The following is an 18,732-nucleotide window of genomic DNA, read 5'->3' on the forward strand; positions in this document are numbered from 1 at the left end:
AAAGATTGCCGATCAAGCTCGGACCACGCCGACTTCATCTGATCGATAAGGAAATGCGGCGATCGGAGCGGGTCGGCGCCTGTCAAAATCGAAAAAGCTATCTGTCGCGATCGCGCCGATCGCCAAGCGGCGGGGATCGGCTTCAGGCTCGAGCGCTGCGAGCCGGCGAACTTTATTTCGCGGGCGGCAAAATGGGCGAAATGAACTGATTCGAATCGCGGCGAGATCGCTATTTCAGCATCCATGGCCCGATGGCGCGACCTGGGTGCTTTGTTCGGCCCCGCCGAAATGGGTAGTTTGCGCCAGTCGGGTTTTTCTCGGGGTATCGCATGGCTCGTGGTGAGGTGGCGCAGGCTATGGCCGCGCTCGCGGCGCATCGGACGGAGATGGGCGGGCAAGGAATTGCCGACCTGTTTCGCGACGATCCACAAAGGTTCGAACGTTTCCACGTCGAGCTCGACGACATTCTGTTCGACTTCTCGAAGCACAGGCTGACCGAAACGACGCTTCGGCTCCTGCTCGATCTCGCCCGCGCGGCCGATGTCGAGGCGCGGCGGGCGGCGCTTTTCGCGGGCGAGCCGGTCAACACGACCGAGCATCGCGCGGCCATGCACATGGCTTTGCGCAATCTGTCCGGCAAGCCGATGTTCGCCGAAGGCCATGACGTCATGCCCGAGGTCCTGGCCGAAAGACGAAAAATGGAGGCCTTCGCCGAAGCCGTCCGCAATGGCGATGTGAAAACGGCGAGCGGCGCGCGCTTCACCGACATCGTCAATTTCGGCATCGGCGGCTCGGATCTCGGTCCGGCCATGGCCGCGCGCGCGCTCGCGCCTTTCATCGCCGACCATCTCACCTTGCATTTCGTCGCCAATGTCGACGGCGCCGATCTCGGCGACACGTTGAAGACGCTGCCGCTCGAAACGACGCTGTTCATCATCTGCTCGAAGACATTTACGACTCTCGAGACGATGACCAACGCCGCGACGGCGCGCCAGCGCGTCGCCGAAGCGCTCGGAGAGGCGGCCGTCGCCGAGCATTTTTGCGCGGTCTCCACGCATCTCGACAAGATCGCCGCCTTCGGCGTCAGAAGCGATCGCGTCTTCGGCTTCTGGGACTGGGTCGGCGGACGCTATTCGATCTGGTCTTCGATCGGGCTATCGCTCGCGATCGGGATTGGCGCGGAGAAATTCGAGAAATTCCTGCTCGGCGGCCAGGACATAGACGCACATTTCACGAGCGCGCCGCTCGAGCGCAACGTTCCGGTCCTGATGGCGCTTCTCGGCGTCTGGTATCGCAACGTCTGGGGCTTCGCCACGCATGCGGTCATCCCCTATGATGAGCGGATGGCGCGCTTCCCGGCCTATCTCCAGCAGCTCGAGATGGAATCAAACGGCAAGTCGGTGGATCTTTCCGGCGAGCCCGTGAGCCTCGCGACGGCGCCGGTCATATTCGGCGAGCCCGGCACCAATTGCCAGCACGCCTTCTTCCAGCTGCTGCACCAAGGCGTCGAGATCGTGCCGGTGGATTTTCTCGTCGCGATTCAGCCGTCGGGCGCGGATCTCCTGCACCATCAATTGCTTTTCGCCAATTGCCTGGCGCAGAGCCAGGCCCTGATGCAGGGCCGCTCGCTCGCCGAGGTCACGAGGCGATTGGAGGCGGAGAACATGCCGGCCGAGGCGATCGCGGCCTTGGCGCCGCATAAGGTTTTCGCCGGCAATCGGCCGTCGAGCACATTTCTCTACAAGAGATTGTCGCCGCGCGTTCTCGGCCAGTTGATCGCGCTCTATGAGCACAAGGTTTTTGTGCAAGGGGTGATCTGGAACATCAATTCCTTCGATCAATGGGGCGTCGAGCTTGGCAAGGAACTCGCCGGCAAGCTCGCCCCGATCATCGCCGATCCGGCCAGCCCGACGGACTCATTCGATCCGTCCACCGCAGGCCTCATCGCCGCGGCGCGCCGTCGCAATAAAGGCTGAGAGCCGGCGCAAAAATTTGCAGCGAGCCTAAGCCCTCGCCCTGAGACGGCCAGAAAGGCCGTCTCAAAGGGTGAGGCTCCGCTCAGCTGCCGCCGCCGCCCTCGATTTCGCCAATATGCTTCTGGCTGTAAAGCTGAACGCCGAGCTGCTTGATGAGCTCGAGCTGCGTCTCGAGGAGATCGATGTGCTTTTCCTCGTCGATCAAGAGATCGTCGTAGAGTTCCTTGGACACCCGGTCATGGACCGAGATGCAATATTCGGCCGCCTCGATATAAAGAGCGCGCGCCTCCAGCTCCGCCGCCAGGTCGCAGCGCAGTATTTCCTCCACCGTCTGTCCTATCCGCAGCGGATCGAGGACCTGGAGGTTCGGAAAACCCTCAAGAAAGAGAATGCGAGCCACGAAGCGGTCGGCATGGCGCATTTCCTCGATCGATTCCTCCCGCCATTTCTTAGCGAGCTCCCTGAAGCCCCAATTTTCGAAAATCCGAAAATGCAGCCAATATTGGTTGATCGACGTCAACTCGCTGCGCAAGCTGCGATTGAGATAGTCGAGGACTCTTTCGTCACCCCTCATTGTGCCGCGCTCCTTTAAACTCGATGGTCCTTATTGGCCGGATATCATAGCCCTATTTAATTTTCTCGGCGCGGAGCAAAACCTTGTTCTCACCATGAAAATGGACCAGCCTCGATGTATCGAAGCGTGGCCCGGCTCCCGATTCATGTGCCAGGACTCCCGGTCTATATAGTCAAGCATGAGGGTCTGGAAAGAAGCGGTGCGACAGAAATGTGTCGCACGACACGCTTAAGCTTAAGCCGCCGCCCGGCCCTCCGAGGCCTGGACCAGGTTCTAATGCGGCGGCGGCGCTATGATTAAGGAGTCAGGGGGAGCCCTCGTTCCCGTCGCAGGCCGCCGCGCAGCAGTTTTCGCCGGATGGAACCTGCGCTAAAGCCTCGTTGATGATTGTCTTGACGGTTGCGACGCAGCGCCCGCAACTCGGGCTGCACCCCAGACACTTATAGACCGCGCCCGGCGTCCGCGGGCAGGCCGCCCCGCCGAGGGTCGCCCTTATGTGTGCGTCCGTGAGAACGTTGCAGGAGCATACGATCATTGAGGCACCAAAGACAAAGCTAAGTGACGCGGTAACCGGATAATATTTAGCTCATGATCCACTACGGCGCAAGCGCGGCGACGCAGTTTAAAAACGCTCGAAAGAAGCAACGTGGCGGCTTTCTAGTTTATAACCGATCAAAACTACTTCACGCCTGAAGCTATAGCGTATCGGTCGTCAGGACCGCGGCGCGCCGCCGATATGGTCGTTGCGCCGCGGCCCGGAAACCGCTGCGAAGGGGCAAGCAAGAACCAGGCCGAGCACCTTTCGCGGAAAGCGCTCCGCGCTTTGATATAAGAGCGATATGCCCATCTCGGCGTCGCGGAGAGAGTCCATCGATGGCGAATCACCTGTTTCAGAACATCCGGGACCGGATCGGGCCGCCCGACGACCGAATATTCCTGGAATCGCCCGGCCGCCCAGAATTGACCTTTGCTGACCTTATGTCGCTTTCCGCGCGCGTTGCATCGGCGCTTGTCGGACTTGGCGTCGAGCCCGGCGACCGAATCGCGGCGCAGGTTGAGAAATCGCCCGAGGCGCTGATGCTCTATCTCGGCGCAATTCGGGCCGGCGCGATCTTCCTGCCGCTCAACACGGCCTATACCAGCGCCGAACTCGCCTATTTTCTCGGCGACGCGGAGCCCAAGGTCGTCGTTTGCGATCCGGCGCGCCGCGAAGCCCTCGCGCCGGTCGCGGCGCAGGCCGGCGTGCGGTCGCTCGAAACGCTTGGCGCGGACGGCGGCGGGTCGCTCGCCGACGCCAGCGCGGCGCAACCCGCGGATTTCGCCGATGCGCCGCGCGGCCCCGACGATCTCGCCGCGATCCTCTACACCTCCGGGACCACCGGCCGCTCCAAGGGCGCGATGCTCACCCACGCCAATCTCGCCTCGAACGCCGAGACGCTGGCCGAAGCCTGGCGCTTCACCTCGTCCGACCTCCTATTGCACGCGCTGCCGATCTATCACACGCATGGGCTTTTCGTTGCGGTGAACACGCTCTTGTTCGCCGCAGGGAAGCTCATCTTCCTGCCCAGATTCGACGCGGATGAATGCCTGCGCCAAATGCCCCGCGCGACGGCCATGATGGGCGTCCCGACCTTCTATACGCGGCTCTTGCGCCATGACGGACTGACGCGCGAGGCCACGGCCCATATGCGCCTCTTCGTCTCCGGCTCGGCGCCTCTTCTCGCCGATACACACCGCGAATGGCGCGCGCGGACAGGACACGCCATTCTCGAACGCTATGGCATGACTGAAACCAATATGAGCACGTCCAACCCCTATGACGGCGAGCGAATCGCCGGAACCGTCGGCTTTCCCTTGCCGGGCGTCGCTCTCAGGATCGCCGATCCGGACAGCGGGGCGGTTCTGGAGCGGGAGAAAATCGGCGTCATCGAGGTCAAGGGGCCGAATGTGTTCAAGGGCTATTGGCGTAACCCTGAGAAAACCGCGGCGGAATTTCGCGGCGACGGATTTTTCATCACCGGCGATCTCGGCAAGATCGATGGCCAGGGCTATGTCCATATCATCGGCCGCGCCAAGGATCTGATCATCACCGGCGGCGAGAACGTCTATCCGAAAGAAGTTGAATCGGAGATCGACGCCCTGCCGGGCGTGGTCGAAAGCGCCGTCGTCGGCCTGCCGCATGCGGATTTCGGCGAGGCGATCGGCGCGATCGTCGTTCGCGCGGCAAGCGCAAGCTTGGATGAGGCCGGCGTGCGGAGTGCGCTCGAGGGCCGCCTCGCCAAGTTCAAAGTCCCGAAACGGGTGATCTTCGTCGAGGACCTGCCGCGCAACGCCATGGGCAAGGTGCAGAAGAATGTATTGCGCGAGGCGCATAAGGATTTGTTCGTTGAGGCGAAGTGAGGCCGGGGAACGGGAAGTTGCTCCGATAACAAAACGAGCATGAGCGCTACCGTAGACCGAATCCGTCCAGGGGTGATAAATTGGGTTATCCACAATTAACGGATAACCTACCTACCCAAATAGGCGGTATTAGAGTGGGCTCATAGGCAGCCACGAAGTTTAGAAAAAAACCATTTAAATCAATGTAGTATTAGCTATGCCGTCATTTTCTGCATTTGTAGATCCAATTGTGTCTTGCATTTTCTGTTGAAAGTCAGCACACAATGTGAAGTGAATTTGCATGTTGAAAGAAAATCAGATTGACTCTGGGGCGGAAAAGAGTCCGTGCGGACAGTTTAGTAAGGCGACAAAATGTGCCGACGACACGACTTCCGATCCCGTAACGGGATCGGAAGTACCATAGCCGAGACGGTGGACAACGCACGCGGTGTGACGAATGGCCCCCGTCGAGGAACACGCCAGATGATCGAGCCTGTTGAGGACTAGAGATCGCCAAGGGAAACTGAATAGGTTTTCCGGAAGATTGTTGATCGCCTGGTTCGGACTCCGCCGAAGGCGGAAATAAAACAGCCGCCGTTACAAGAACGGCGGCTGGCGAAGGGTACCACTACTGGTAAGGCTGGGGACCCGCTCGACTAAAGTTAGGGGCCTGTTCTGGCTATCGCCGGGGCAGGCCCCGGCAATGTTCCCGAACAAACTCCCATCGACCGAATCTGAACCGCTTATAATCGCGGACGTAGACCGGCTGGTTAATGGGACAAGTTAATGCTTTCATGGCTCTTCTCCTAAAGCGGGGACAATCCCCGCGACCTCGGAGCGCTCCCTGCGCTCCGTGGCGGCAAACAGAGCCGACAAAGGAGCGCCGAGGCGGAGCAAGCCAATCACTAGTCCGAATCAGGAATTACCATGTTTCGGCAGCGTATTGGAGTCAGGGGTGGCTTAATTCACCCCATTTCCCGATTTTTCAGACTGAAGCAAACGAACCGGCGCTTTTGCCGGGTCGTGCGAGCTGCACAATCAAAGATTTCGGCGCAAACCCAGATTCAATCGCACTCGGTCTCGCACTCTGCCGAAGTGAGTCTGATCGACAGTCCGAGCTTTGAACAATCGCGCTGTGCAGCGGCGAAGTGAGCCGGGAGCATGATCCGTCAGCCATGCGGGCAGCGGAATTTTCTAAGCTGCGTCAGATTGAGCGGATTCAGCGCTGCGCCTGGCGTCGCGGGGCTCGCATCGAAGCGATATTGCAGGTCGCGGCCGCCGAGCGAAAATGTCGCCTCGGTTCCCTCGCCATTGGCGTGGCCGGCGTCGATGAGCCGATAGATCGCCCAAGGGCCCGTCCGCTCCAGTTCGGCCGCCCGGCGGCCCGCTTGAAGCGTGAGCGTCACGCGGCGATCGTCCGCCGGCCCCGGCCAGCGCGCCGTCGCGGCCGCGGTCTTGCGGCCCCGGCCGGCGATGATCGTTCCGGCAATATCCAGTCTGGCGGCCGGGATCGGAGGCGGCGTCACGGAGAAAGCAAATCCTGGCGCGGCGGGATCGGCCGCGGTGAAGAAAGCGTCGCGGATTTCGGCCGCGCGCTGGAAATCGGCGAGCGCCGAAGGGCCGAGCCGCTTTGCAAGCGGGCTGCCCTCGCGCCATTTCCATTCCGGCCCGGAGGTATCGGCGGCGGGAAGGATGTGCTGCGCCGTGAATTGATCGATCAGGCCTTTCGGCCCGAACACATGGGCGAAATCATCGAGGGCGACATCGCGCGCGGCGGCGCGGGCGAAAGGAAATTTTGTCGCGATCCGATCCAGGCAAGCCGAGCCGATCGCGCCGCGCAGGGCCGCGACGATCCGCGCGACGGCCAGATCGCCGATCTCGCCGGTCACGTCATCCGCTATTTCGATGAACATATGCGCGAAGGGCGGCGGCAGCGTTGAAGCGTCGGCCTTGAGCTTGGCGGCCGCGCTTGCGGTTTTGTCGGAAAGCTCGTCGGCCGGCGCGCCGCCCTTAGCGAGCTGGATCAGGTTGGCGCGGACGTCGCTCAGCTGCGAAATCAGGCTGTCGATGGGCCGGCGCCCAGGCTCGCCTTCGACCAGTTGATGATAGGGCCGCAGCGCCGCCTCAATCATCTGCGCCGGGGTCTCGCCTGCGGCTCCGACGATCGGAGCGTTTTCAGGCGCGGACTCCGAGGCTTCGGCGCCCTCGGGTTTCTGCTCGGCCTCCGGCATGAATGTCTGGTCGCGGATCGATTCGAGAATCGCGACGATGGGTGAGGTGGCCGAAGCCGCGGCCGTCAGCAGCGGATAGGTCCCGCGCTCGGCAGTCAGGCGGCGGATCTTCAATTTGTCGATCGCGCCCCGCCAGGAGTCCACGAAAGCCTTGACGTAATTGTCGACGAGGTCCTGCTGCAGCCGGTCATATTGGGCGGCGATTGCCGGCTGCTCGCCGGCGGCGCCAAGAACCCAGCGATCGCGCTCCATTTCTTCTACGACGGCCGGAAGCCTGTCCATGAACGCCTGTTCAAACCCGGACCTGGTGAGGAAGTAAGGCGCGTGAATCGCGGCGATGGAATCGTCGAAGACCAGGCGAGCGCCGGCACCGCCGGATTTGCTCGCGATCCAATCGTCGTGCGGGGTGGCCTTTGCGCCCGCCGCCAAGAGTTGATAAGCGCGCTCGGCCACCTTAACGCGGGCGAGCGCGGCTTGAGCCTTTTCGACAAGCGGGCCATTCAACAAAACGAGGGGGCCGCGCGCGGCCTCGAGATCGAGCATGGCGAGGACATGCTGTTCGAGCTCCTTGCGACCCTCGGCGTTCTTCGGGCCGGGATAGAGATTTTCCGACCAGTCGCGCGCCAGCCAATTGATCAGCAATTGCCGATCGGCGGTCTGCAGCCCGCCGAGCATCAGATAGACCTTGAGCGCCTCCAAAAGGGCTGTCGGATTATCGGCGCTGGCGGCGACTTGCTCTTCCAGACGAAAGACGAGGCGCGGCCGCAAGAGCCGTTCGAGACCCATGCCATAGGCCGTCTCCGCCGCGGACCTTAACCGCGCCGCCTGATTCAGCCCGAACCGGCTGGAGGCTGAATTCGCGGCCGCGCGATCGGCGACGAACCCGCCGGGGAGAAAGCGAAGCGCGTGGAGCGCCGGCAGAACCTTGCTGAGATCGCGGTCGGACACCGCGTCCGACTGCCCGAGACCCGCCGCGAGCGCGCTATATTTCGCCGCCGCCTCTTCGCTCTGCGCGATCCGCTCGCTATTCTTGGCGTAGCTCATCCACCAGGCGCCGAGGATCAGAGGCGCAACCACGAAGAGGAGCACGAAACCCGCGAGCCTCGCGACCCGGCCGCCGCGCCCGGTCGAAACCCAGCCGGCTTCGCCGACCACGACTTTCTTGATGAGGTCGGTCAGGAAAAAGCTCTTGGCCGGACCCGAAAGCACCGGCGGCTCGACGGGCTCGACCCCGAAATTCTTGGCGAAGGCCCCAAGCAATTGGTCGATCGGCGCGCCCTGCTGCGCTCCGGAGCTGAAATAGAATCCGCGCAACGGGGCGTTGATCTGATAATGCGCCGGATCGAAAATCTCGTTCAGGAAAAGCGTGACTTGGCCCCGCAGGGCCTCCATTTGCGCCGGGAAGCCGAACAGGCGAACCCGTTTCGCCGGATCTTTCTCTTCGGCGAGCCTGTCCGGCGCGCCCTTGTTCAGCCGCTCGACGAGCGCTTCGAACTGCGCAGGGACTTCCGCGAGCGGCGATCTGGTCTTGAACGTGGCGCCCCAGACTTGCGCCCGCCCCGCGTCGTCGAGGCTGGCGAAATATTCCCGGAAGCCGCCGATGAGATCGGCCTTTGTGAACAGCACATAGACAGGAAAATCGACGCCGAGGCGCTGGCGGAGCTCGACGAGCCGGGACTTGATCAGCGCCGCATGCGCCGCAACCTCGGCTGGCGAAAGCGTCAGCAGATCCTTTACGCTCATCGCGACGAGGACGCCGTTGATGGGCTGACTCGGCCGATTGCGCCGGAGCAGATCGAGAAAGGCGAACCAGCTTTTCTGGTCTGTCTTGGCCTCCGCCGCATATCGGCCCGAGGCGTCGATCAGGACCGCCTCTTCAGCGAACCACCAGTCGCAGTTGCGCGCGCCGCCGACGCCCGCGATCGGGCGCGCGGCGGCGGCCGCGAGCGGAAACGTGAGAGACCGGAATTGGCGACGGCCGTGGTCTTGCCGGCTCCCGGCGGCCCGATCAAAACGTACCAGGGCCTCATAAAAGTAATGCGCCAGACCGCCCCTGGCGCTTCGGAGCGCGGCCAGCGCCTCTTTCATTCGCGCGGCGAGCGCGGCCGGGTCGCTGTCGCCGCCGGCCATCCCGCGCGCGATCTGCTCGGCGCGTTTTCGCCGTCGGTTGAGGCGATAGGCGCCGGAGCCCGCGACAAGAATGAATAGGGCGAGGATCGCCGCGAGGCGCGGACCCTGCCCCTCCAGCGGATGCGCCTCCCCGAGCCGGATGAAAGGCCCGGCGAACCAGATGAGGCCCGCCACTGCAGCCGCGCCGGCGAGGTTGAACAGGACGCCAAGCCACAAGTTTCTCGTCATTCCGCCAACCTCCTCGCCTGCCGCTTATTCGCCAGCCAGCGGCCGTTGTCTTGTCGCATGTCCTCTCTTTTCGCCAAGCCGCTTTCGCCAAGCCGCCGCCAGCCTCAAAGCTCACTCGCTGCGAGGCATGATGATTTCAATCCTGCGATTCCTGTCGCGCCCTTCGGCCGTGTCGTTTGAAGCGATCGGCGCGTCGGCGCCTTTGCCCTCGATCTCGACGCGCTCAGGATTCAATAGGGATTGCTTGAGGAGCGCCCCGACGGTTTTCGCGCGCTCCAGCGAAAGCTCGAAATTCGAGGCGAAGCGGGCGTTGGCGCCTGGCCTGTCGTCCGAGTGCCCGGCCACCTTGATCGCGCCCTTATCGTCATCGAGCGCAAGCGCGATATAGATCATGAGCGGGCGGACCTCGTCGCGGATTGTCGCCGTCCCCGGCTGGAACAGAACCTGGTCGGGAATTTGGAAGACGATCTGATTGGCGGTCCGCTCCACGCTGAGCGACCCTGAAGCGATCTGCGGCTCGAGCACGGTGCGGACATGTTCGAGCTGCGAAGACTGCGCCGGCGTCGGAGACGGCGCTAGCGGCGGCGCGACGGCGGCCTTGCGGCTTATCGAGACGGGCGTCAGGGGATTGAGCGAAATCATCGCTTGGGCCGCGGCCTCCGCCCGATGGGCGAGCGCGATGCGCAGACCGATGAAGACGCCGAAGAGGAGAAGGGCCATGAGACTCGCCGCGGCCCAAAACGGCGCCGCGCTGCGCGCCGCTCGCGAGCGGCCCTCCCAGTGCGGCGACAAATGCCGCGGCGGCGCGGGCGTCGCCTTCCGCAACAATTCATAGAGGCCGCGCCGAATGTCCTGCAGCGTCGTGGCGCCCTCTGGCAAAGCCCGATCCGCGTCTTGAAAGCCGAGCGCCAGGCAGGCGTGAAATAATTCAAGCAACTGAGAATGGGCCTTGGGGCGCGCCTTGAGGCGATCGAACTCGTCGAGCAGACGGCGCCCGCCATTGCCCTCGCCGAAAAATCGGGTCACGAGGCCCGGCTGCGGGGCGGAATCGCGACCTGCGCCGGGCAGGTTCGCTAAAACCTCGTCGGCGGTCGCGCAGAGGATATATTTCGCGACCTTGCCCTCGGCCGGGGGACTCCGGCGGCGCTCATATCGCGTTCGCGGATGTCTCGATCGCGGCGGCGATCTGCGGCGCCGGCCCCGCCCCCGGCGCGCGCAGCAGCGCGGCGCGCAGGCCGCCGAGGAGAAGAAGGAGCGGGCCTGCCGCCCTCATGATCGGATTGTCGTTTCGCGCCAACGCCGCCGCTCAATTCGATTTCGCATTTCTAGCTTCGTCGGAGCGCTCGACAAAGTAAAGCATCAAGGCGTCGCGCTGAACAGGGCGGCGTCGCTGCGGCGGGATCGGCTCGCGAAATGTGATTCCTTCGGCTCGATCATTGCGGCTTGCGCCTGCGCGGGCGAGCCGATATACCCTGTCGCGACCAAAACCAGCCCTCTTGCGGAGGGCTCGGGGCGCGTAGCTCAGCGGGAGAGCACTACGTTGACATCGTAGGGGTCACAGGTTCGATCCCTGTCGCGCCCACCATTCATTCGTATCCTCTGATTCACATGGTCCGCCCATGATCAACCGTAAGCTTGGCGCGACCGGCCCCGTCGTATCCGCCCTCGGTCTCGGCTGCATGGGGATGTCCGATTTCTACGGCGCCTCCGACCGGGCGGAAAGCATAGCCACGATCCATGCCGCGCTGGACGCGGGCGTGACCCTGCTCGACACCGGCGACTTTTATGGCATGGGCCATAACGAGATGCTGATCGCCGAAGCCCTGAGGGGCCGGCCGCGCGACAAGGTGATTCTCAGCGTCAAGTTCGGAGCCCAGCGCGATCCGGCCGGCAATTGGATCGGCTTCGACGCGCGGCCTTCGGCCGTGAAGACGGCTCTGGCCTATAGTTTGAAACGCCTCGGAACGGACTATGTCGACATCTACCGCCCGTCTCGGCTTGATCCAACCACGCCAATCGAGGACACGGTCGGCGCCATAGGCGACATGGTGAAGGCCGGCTATGTCCGCCATATTGGGCTATCCGAGCTCGGAGCGGAGACGATCCGCAGGGCGGCGGCCGTGCATCCCATCGCCGACCTGCAGATCGAGTATTCGCTGATTTCTCGTGGGATCGAGGACTCCGTCCTGCCCGCCTGCCGGGCGCTCGGCATTGGCGTCACCGCTTATGGGGTGCTGTCGCGCGGCCTCATCAGCGGCCATTGGTCGCGAGAGCGGGGCTCGGAAGGCGATTTCCGCGCCTCCAGTCCGCGGTTCCAGGGCCAGAACCTGGAGCGAAACCTCGGCCTTGTCGACGCGATCAGAACGATCGCAGAAGGGAAAGGCGTCACCGTCGCTCAGATCGCCATCGCCTGGGTGCTTTCGCGCGGCGATGACATCGCGCCCCTCGTCGGCGCGCGTCGGCGAGACAGGCTCGCCGAATCTCTGGGCGCGCTTACCGCGACGCTCACGGCTGACGATCTTGCCCTTCTGGAGCGGGCCGTCCCCAAGGACGCCGCCGCCGGGGCCCGCTATAGCGAGGCGCAAATGGCGCATCTTGACAGCGAGCGCAGGTGAGGCTCGAATCCTGAAATTGCCGTTTAAATCATTGCCGCTAGCATGCGGTCCAAATTCGTGGCGGGGGCCGGCATCTGTCAGCGACGCCGCCAGTTCCCGAAATCGCCAATCTCCGGCGCTATTTATCGTCAGTGATTCGGCCGCACCGATGACGCCGGTTTCCTTCCGCAGCGGAAGATGCTTAAAGTTATTGCAGCTCCGCTGCGGCTGGAAGGAAGGCGCAGGCGCGCATGCAAGGCGTCCAAAATGACAAATACGGCGATTGACGAAATCTTGTCCCAGCGAAGCGACGCGCATTTCGACATCGCCGCCCTGCTGGCTGAGCGCGAATCAGAGCGCTACAGCCTGCACGCGCGGCACATGAACGAAATGATGGTGCGGGTGCTGCAGACGATCGGCTTCGACGTCGGCTTTCGCCAGGGCAAGGGCCAATATCTCATCGACCGCGCCGGGGATCGCTATCTCGACCTTCTCAGCGGCTGGGGCGTTTTCGGAATCGGGCGCAACCATCCGGCGCTCCGGGACGCGCTGAATTCCGTCCTCGCCAGCGATCTGCCTAATCTCGTGCAGATGGACGTTTCCCTTCTCGCCGGCCTGCTCGCGGAGCGCCTGCTTGGCTTCGTCCCTTATCTCGATAAGGTTTTCTTCACCAATTCCGGCACGGAAGCGATCGAAGCGGCGATCAAATTCGCCCGCCGCGCCACCGGGCGTTCCGGCATCGTCTATTGCGATCATGCCTTTCACGGCCTGTCCTATGGCGCCTTGTCGCTGAACGGCGATCCGATCTTCCGGGAAGGTTTCGGCGCGCTCGTCCCCGGCTGCGTCCAAATCCCTTTCAACGATCTCGCCGCCTTGGACAAAGCGCTGTCCACGCGCGAAATCGCGGCCTTCATCGTCGAGCCGATCCAGGGCAAGGGCGTCAATATGCCGGACGACCTTTATCTTCGCGGCGCGCAAGCCCTATGCCGCAAATACGGCTCCCTGTTCGTCGCCGACGAAATTCAGACAGGGCTCGGCCGCACCGGAAAGTTTCTCGCGATCGAGCATTGGGGCGTCGAGCCCGACATGGTCCTGATCGCCAAGACCTTGTCCGGCGGCCATGTTCCGGTCGGCGCCGTTTTGACCCGCAAGCATATATTCGAAAAAGTGTTCAGCCGCATGGACCGCGCCGTGGTGCACGGCTCGACCTTCGCCAAGAACGATCTCGCCATGGCGGCGGGGCTCGCGACTCTCGAAGTCATCGAATCCGAAGGCCTCATCCGCAAGGCGGCGCAAACCGGGGCGCGCCTGCTCGCTTCTTTCGAGGCGATGGCGGAGCGCTATGAGCTCGTCAAGTCCGTGCGCGGAAAAGGCCTCATGATCGGCATTGAGTTCGGCGCGCCGCGCTCGCTGAAGCTCAAGGCGTCATGGACGCTGCTCGAAAGCGTCAGCGCCGGATTATTCTGTCAGCTCATCACGATCCCGTTGTTCAAGGACCACAAGGTTCTCGCGCAGGTGGCGGGGCACGCCAATCATACGGTCAAGCTGCTTCCCTCGCTCGTCATCACGGATGCGGACTGCGACTGGATCGAGCGCGCTTTCGACGCCGTGATCGCCGACAGCCATCGCGTGCCGGGCGCCGTCTGGTCGCTCGGCAAGACCTTGGCCGATCATGCCCTGAAGGCGCGCGCGGCGAGGTAGCGGATCGAGACGCGGCTTCATGCTTTGAGGGGCCGGCGCGCCATGGTCAAGGACCGCATCCTCGTCGGCTGTTTCGGCGCCCCGCATGGCGTCAAGGGCGAAGTGCGGCTCAAATCCTTCACCAACGACCCGAGCGCTATCGCCGCCTACAAACCTTTACTTGACGCAAGCGGCGCGCGGCGATTCACAATCAAGGCGTTGCGCCATCTGAAGGACGATCTGTTTGTCGCGCGCGTCGCCGGAGTCGATGACCGCAACAGCGCGGCAAGCCTGACCAACATCGAGCTTTTCGTCCCGCGCGACATGTTGCCGGAAGCCGCCGACGAAGAATTCTATCTCGCCGATCTCATCGGCCTGACGGCAATGAGCGAAGCCGGCGACGCCATCGGCCGCGTCGTCAATGTTCTCAACTTTGGCGGCGGCGATATTTTGGAGATAGCCCCCGTAGAGGGCGGCGAGACGCTGCTCTTGCCTTTTACCAAGGATGTTGTTCCACAGATCGACGTGGCCGCAGGCCGGATCACTGTGGCATTGCCGATCGAGATCGACGGCGAGGCCCACAACGCCGTGGATAAGTAGCTCGACGCCTCTCGTCGAAGCATGTTGACGCCGCTCGGCGGCTGCGCGCTAAACGCGTTTTCGCGTCCGACAACCGACCTTCTGCGACTGACTTTAAGCAACGCTCCGCCGCCAACAATTTGATGTGCGACGCGCTATTCACCCTTATCGCGGCGCAGGTTCAGACTGTGGGAATTCCCACAACATTCAACGCTCCCTCGGCGCACAACAAGCCATCGCGGCAATCGCCGCAGATCGGATTCGATGCGCAGCATCGATTCGGCAACCGTAAATTCTTGGGAGAACTACAATGAACCGCATTAAGGCTCTCGGGCTTGTCGTCGCCCTTCTTTCCGCTTCGCCGGCCTTCGCCCATGGCTCCAGCCATGGATTTTCGATGGGCAGTGGATCTTCAATGGGCAACTCGCATTGGATGGGCAATATGAATTCGATGATGACTGGCCGGAGTTCCGGTCACGTGGACGATCACATGGGTCGTGATGGCGATCGCGACCGCCGGCATGGCGAACATGATCGGCGCCATCGCGAGCATCACAGGCGCCATGACCCCCACCATCGCTACCTTCACCATCATCACCACAAGCATGAGGCCGTTCTCTGAGGATGCGGATATTTCAGCTGTAGAGGAGGTTGAACCAAGCTAAATTGGACGATAACCTAAAACTCCAGCTCCGAGGGGGAGCTCGCCCAAGCCAAAAATGAGATCCATATTCTCAGCGCCGTTTAGAGGACGGCCGCGTAGACGATCAGCGTCGCCTGGCTGGCGCAACAATAACGGCGCAGGCGATCACTTTACACTCTCCGGAGCGCGGGTCTTCGATTCGCGCTCCACGCCGACGCCGATAATGGCGGGTTTCATGGTGCGCCTATGTCGTTTTGCCGGGCGCGTCGGTGGCAAACGGCCGCCCCGACCACTGCCGCAAATGGCAAGATGGCGATCGCCGTCCCACGCGCGGCGAGCAGGCCGCAAATGGCTGCGCCGACGCCATACATCAGAAACATCCCGATCTGCCGTTTGGTTGTGAAAGACAGCGCGTGCGGCGGCCTCAACATCGCGTTGGTCGCAGCGGTTACGATGGATGTCAGCGTGCTTGTGAACACCACGGTCGTTACTCCGGGCCGACCGGCCAACCGCGCCGCAACGCTTTGGAGCCCCATTGCAAATGAGGCGATGACGATGAGGCCATAAACCCACGCGCCGACGATCGGCCGGTCAATGAACTGCCACGCCAAAGCGAAGGTGGCGAGAAGGCAAGCTTCGAGCGCAAGAAGCCAAAAGATTGCGCGCGGCGCGGGAAGCTTATCGAGCCAAAGATCAAGGCTCGCCGTAGCCGCCGCCGCGCCGGCCAGGAAGCCGACGAATGCCGCGACAGGACGCGAGGCCCCGATCATGTCCCCCTGGCCCAGCGCGAGGCCAAGCAAGGCGGTGTTGCCGGTCATGGCGGAGGGAAACACCTCGCCGAGATTGAAGAAAGCCAGAGCGTCCATGACGCCCGACGCCAAGCCGAGCAAGGCCAGACCGATATCGGCCGAGTCGACATGGTCTTTCGGAGAATCGGCGTCCGCTATCACTCATCGTCTCGCTTGCCGAGAGCGGCTCCGCCCGATGGGGTCGGCTTTTCCTCGATCCTGGAGACGATGAGCTTGTCCACGCGATTCTGGTCCATGTCGACGATCTCGAAGCGGAGATCGCCGCTCACGAATTGATCTTCGATCTGCGGCACGCGCCCCAAGCAGGTCATCGCAAAACCGCCCAGCGTCCGGTAAGTCTGTTCGCCCTCGCCGGGCAACTTGTAATCAAGGTTTATCGCTTCCCTGAAGCGCTCGATTGGAATGCCGCCGTCAACCAGCCACGATCCGTCTTCTCTTCGCACGATTGCGGGCTGCGACTCGTCTTCGACAGCCGCGACGTCTCCGACCAACGCCCCTATCACATTATTCATCGTCACCAGCCCTTGGATCTCGCCATATTCATCGATCACCAAGGCGAGATGCTGACGGTGTTTCTCGAACGCCTCGAGCAATTCGATGATGGTCAGAGTTTCCGGCACGTAAAGCGGCTTGACGGCGTCGTTCGCGAAGTCGAGGGGTTTGCCTTCAAGCGAAGCATCCAGCATGGACTTCGCCCGAATAACGCCCATCACTTCGCCGAGGCCGCCCTTGCAGATGAGGAACCGCGAGTGGCCGCTGCGCAATAGCTTCTGACGGTTAGTCTCGAAGGACTCATTCAGATCAAAGTAGACAATATCGCCCCGAGGCGTCATCACGCTCCTGATCGACTGATCGTCCAACCGGAAAATGCGGGACACCAGCGCCTGCTCGTGTTTCTCGAAGACGCCGGCTTCCGCGCCCTGCTCCATGAGCACGTTGATTTCTTCCTCGGTCACGGGCGGCTGCTCCGAGGCCCGCACGCCGAATAGCCGAAGCACCAGATCGGTGATGGAGCTCATCAGCCACACCACCGGGAAGGCGATTGCTGAGACAACCTCCATCGGCCGCGCCATGACGCTGGCGACCCGTTCCGGATTCAGGAGAGCCAATCGCTTCGGCGCCAGCTCGCCGAGGATCAGCGAGAAAAAGGCTATTCCCGATACAGTGATCCAGAACGCCAGCCGGTCGGCGTAGGGCTGCAGCCAGGCGATCTTGGACAGGCTCTCGGCGACATCGTCGGACAGACTAGCTTCGCCCACTGCGCCGCTGAGAATCGTGATTGTCGTAATGCCGAACTGGACCGTCGAAAGAAAAATCGCGGGCTTGTTGGCGAGTGCGAGCGCTCGGCCCGCCCCGGCTCGGCCGCGCTCGCTCCACTGCTGCAAGCGCGCTTTGCGCGCCGACACAATCGCCATCTCCGACATGACGAAGACGCCGCTGAGGAGGATCAGAAAGGCGAGGACGATAATAGTCATTGAGTCAGCATCGGCTGGTCACGCATCAGCTCGCCTCATTGTAGAGCCCGTGGTCAAATATACAGGCGTCGGCAAATTGGCGCGAGCGCCCAGTTGGCGACGCCCTTGCCATCCTCTTCGCAGAGGTCGAGCATCGATAGGCTGTGGTGGCGTGAAGGGCCCATGCATGAAAAAAAGCCCCCAACTTCGCCTTGCCGGAAACTCGCGGCCCCCAAGTTTGAGACGATCTCACACAAGCTGAGATAAAATTTCAATGAGTCAGCCAAAACGGCGTTCGCGCGATAAGAGTCCCATCGCGGTCGAAGATCACGACTTCGAGCGCTATCGCGCTGCCCCTCAGCGCCTTCGCGGCGGTCCCCCAGGCCGCTTTCGCGACCTCGGCGCCGAGATCGACGCCATTCGCCAAGGCGAGGTCGGCGACTTCCTTGGCGGTGTTCGCAAGTCTTACGCGCGCGACGAAATCAGGGTCGGCGCCGATCTCACGACAGCGCTCCGCGAGCCAGGCGAAATCGACCTCGCCCCGGCTCGAATGGAGATCGAGAAGACCCTGGCCGAGCTTGGTCATCTTGGCGAATCCGCCGGCGATCGTCACTTTGGCGATCGGATGACGGCGCAGATATTTCAGCATGGCGCCGACGAAATCGCCCATCTCGATCAGAGCGATCTCCGGCAGGCCGTGCAACGCCCGCGCCGCCGCCTCCGACGTGGAGCCTGTCGCGGCGGCGATATGGTCGAGCCCCGCAGCGCGCGCGACGTCAATGCCGCGATGAATCGTATCGATCCAGGCCGAGCAGGAATAGGGAACGACGATTCCTGTCGTGCCCAGAATCGAGAGGCCGCCGATGATCCCGAGCCTCGCGTTGAGCGTTTTCTCGGCGATCCGCGCGCCGCCCGGAATGGAGATCTCGACGATGACGTCGCCCGCCGCGCCCATGAGGCGCGCGGCCTCGTCGATCGCCGCGGCGATCATTCGTCGCGGCGCCGGATTGATGGCGGGCTCCCCCGGCGCAAGAGGAAGCCCGGCCCGCGTGACGATGCCGACGCCCGGCCCGGCGCGAAAGGCGACGCCAGATCCAGGCGAGCCATGATTCAGACGGGCGATCACCAGCGCGCCATGGGTTACATCGGGATCGTCGCCCGCATCCTTGACAATCCCAGCGGCGGCGAAATCCGCGCCGAGCTCCTCGAAGGTGAGCGCGAAGGACGGCCTCGCTCCGCCGGGCAAAACTATGCTGACCGGATCTGGAAATCGTCCGCAAATGAGCGCCTCATAGGCCGCGCGCGCCGCCGCCGCCGCGCAGGCGCCGGTCGTCCAGCCTTTGCGCAGGCCGACCGCCGGGGCATGGTCGTCGACAGGTTTGCTCATCAGACAGGAACGCTTTCTCGTTGAATCCGCACGATCCCAATTTGAATAGTCTAGCACGCGGGCTCATC

General features: G+C 62.7%; 13 protein-coding genes and 1 tRNA gene. 6 read left to right on the forward strand and 8 right to left on the reverse strand.

The genetic code is table 11. The features are described from left to right. The first annotated feature begins 329 nt into the window (after positions 1–329). The gene (pgi, locus tag RZS28_RS07420; RefSeq protein WP_407340687.1) at positions 330–1,976 is read left to right on the forward strand and encodes a glucose-6-phosphate isomerase; all 1,647 of its coding nucleotides are present in this window, start codon (positions 330–332) and stop codon (positions 1,974–1,976) included. Between the two features lie 82 nt (positions 1,977–2,058). Here pgi and bfr read toward each other — a convergent pair whose 3' ends face one another. Then, the gene (gene bfr / locus RZS28_RS07425) at positions 2,059–2,550 is read right to left on the reverse strand and encodes a bacterioferritin (protein WP_407340688.1); all 492 of its coding nucleotides are present in this window, start codon (positions 2,548–2,550) and stop codon (positions 2,059–2,061) included. A gap of 873 nt (positions 2,551–3,423) precedes the next feature. Here bfr and RZS28_RS07430 point away from each other — a divergent pair. After that, complete coding sequence (locus RZS28_RS07430) at positions 3,424–4,950, forward strand: malonate--CoA ligase (protein WP_407340689.1); 1,527 nt, start codon at positions 3,424–3,426, stop codon at positions 4,948–4,950. Between the two features lie 1,148 nt (positions 4,951–6,098). On the opposite strand, the gene tssM is transcribed toward RZS28_RS07430, so the two are convergent. The 3 genes from tssM to RZS28_RS07445 all read right to left on the reverse strand — a co-directional run bounded on the left by tssM (position 6,099) and on the right by RZS28_RS07445 (position 10,791). Then, positions 6,099–9,518: a type VI secretion system membrane subunit TssM gene (tssM, locus tag RZS28_RS07435; protein WP_407340690.1), complete on the reverse strand. Its 3,420-nt coding sequence runs from the start codon at positions 9,516–9,518 to the stop codon at positions 6,099–6,101. Between the two features lie 111 nt (positions 9,519–9,629). Further along, positions 9,630–10,622 carry a type IVB secretion system protein IcmH/DotU gene (gene icmH / locus RZS28_RS07440; RefSeq protein ID WP_407341068.1) on the reverse strand — a complete coding sequence of 331 codons (993 nt, stop codon included), beginning with the start codon at positions 10,620–10,622 and terminating at the stop codon, positions 9,630–9,632. A gap of 43 nt (positions 10,623–10,665) precedes the next feature. After that, complete coding sequence (locus RZS28_RS07445; protein WP_407340691.1) at positions 10,666–10,791, reverse strand: hypothetical protein; 126 nt, start codon at positions 10,789–10,791, stop codon at positions 10,666–10,668. Between the two features lie 237 nt (positions 10,792–11,028). On the opposite strand from RZS28_RS07445, the gene RZS28_RS07450 reads away from it, so the two are divergent. The 4 genes from RZS28_RS07450 (at position 11,029) to rimM (ending at position 14,392) form a co-directional block, all read left to right on the forward strand. Beyond that, positions 11,029–11,103 (forward strand) — tRNA-Val (locus RZS28_RS07450). A gap of 34 nt (positions 11,104–11,137) precedes the next feature. Next, complete coding sequence (locus RZS28_RS07455; RefSeq protein ID WP_407340692.1) at positions 11,138–12,133, forward strand: aldo/keto reductase; 996 nt, start codon at positions 11,138–11,140, stop codon at positions 12,131–12,133. A gap of 246 nt (positions 12,134–12,379) precedes the next feature. Beyond that, positions 12,380–13,813 carry an aspartate aminotransferase family protein gene (locus RZS28_RS07460; protein ID WP_407340693.1) on the forward strand — a complete coding sequence of 478 codons (1,434 nt, stop codon included), beginning with the start codon at positions 12,380–12,382 and terminating at the stop codon, positions 13,811–13,813. A 42-nt stretch (positions 13,814–13,855) separates the two neighbouring features. After that, positions 13,856–14,392, forward strand: coding sequence for a ribosome maturation factor RimM (gene rimM / locus RZS28_RS07465; RefSeq protein ID WP_407340694.1), 537 nt, complete (start codon positions 13,856–13,858; stop codon positions 14,390–14,392). A 391-nt stretch (positions 14,393–14,783) separates the two neighbouring features. Here rimM and RZS28_RS07470 read toward each other — a convergent pair whose 3' ends face one another. From RZS28_RS07470 to RZS28_RS07485, 4 genes are all read right to left on the reverse strand, one after another. Beyond that, positions 14,784–14,978 carry a hypothetical protein gene (locus tag RZS28_RS07470; protein ID WP_407340695.1) on the reverse strand — a complete coding sequence of 65 codons (195 nt, stop codon included), beginning with the start codon at positions 14,976–14,978 and terminating at the stop codon, positions 14,784–14,786. A 269-nt stretch (positions 14,979–15,247) separates the two neighbouring features. Further along, entirely contained in the window at positions 15,248–15,964 is a 717-nt protein-coding gene (locus RZS28_RS07475) for a YoaK family protein (protein WP_407340696.1), read from the reverse strand. After that, entirely contained in the window at positions 15,961–17,298 is a 1,338-nt protein-coding gene (locus tag RZS28_RS07480; RefSeq protein ID WP_407340697.1) for a hemolysin family protein, read from the reverse strand. The genes RZS28_RS07475 and RZS28_RS07480 overlap by 4 nt, the downstream gene beginning before the upstream one ends. A gap of 250 nt (positions 17,299–17,548) precedes the next feature. Further along, a complete protein-coding gene (locus RZS28_RS07485) occupies positions 17,549–18,664 on the reverse strand; it encodes a cobalt-precorrin-5B (C(1))-methyltransferase (protein ID WP_407340698.1) in 1,116 nt (371 codons plus the stop codon). Between the last annotated feature and the right edge of the window lie 68 nt (positions 18,665–18,732).

Origin of the sequence: Methylocapsa polymorpha (assembly GCF_045689225.1) — a bacterium.
Lineage (GTDB): Bacteria > Pseudomonadota > Alphaproteobacteria > Rhizobiales > Beijerinckiaceae > Methylocapsa > Methylocapsa polymorpha.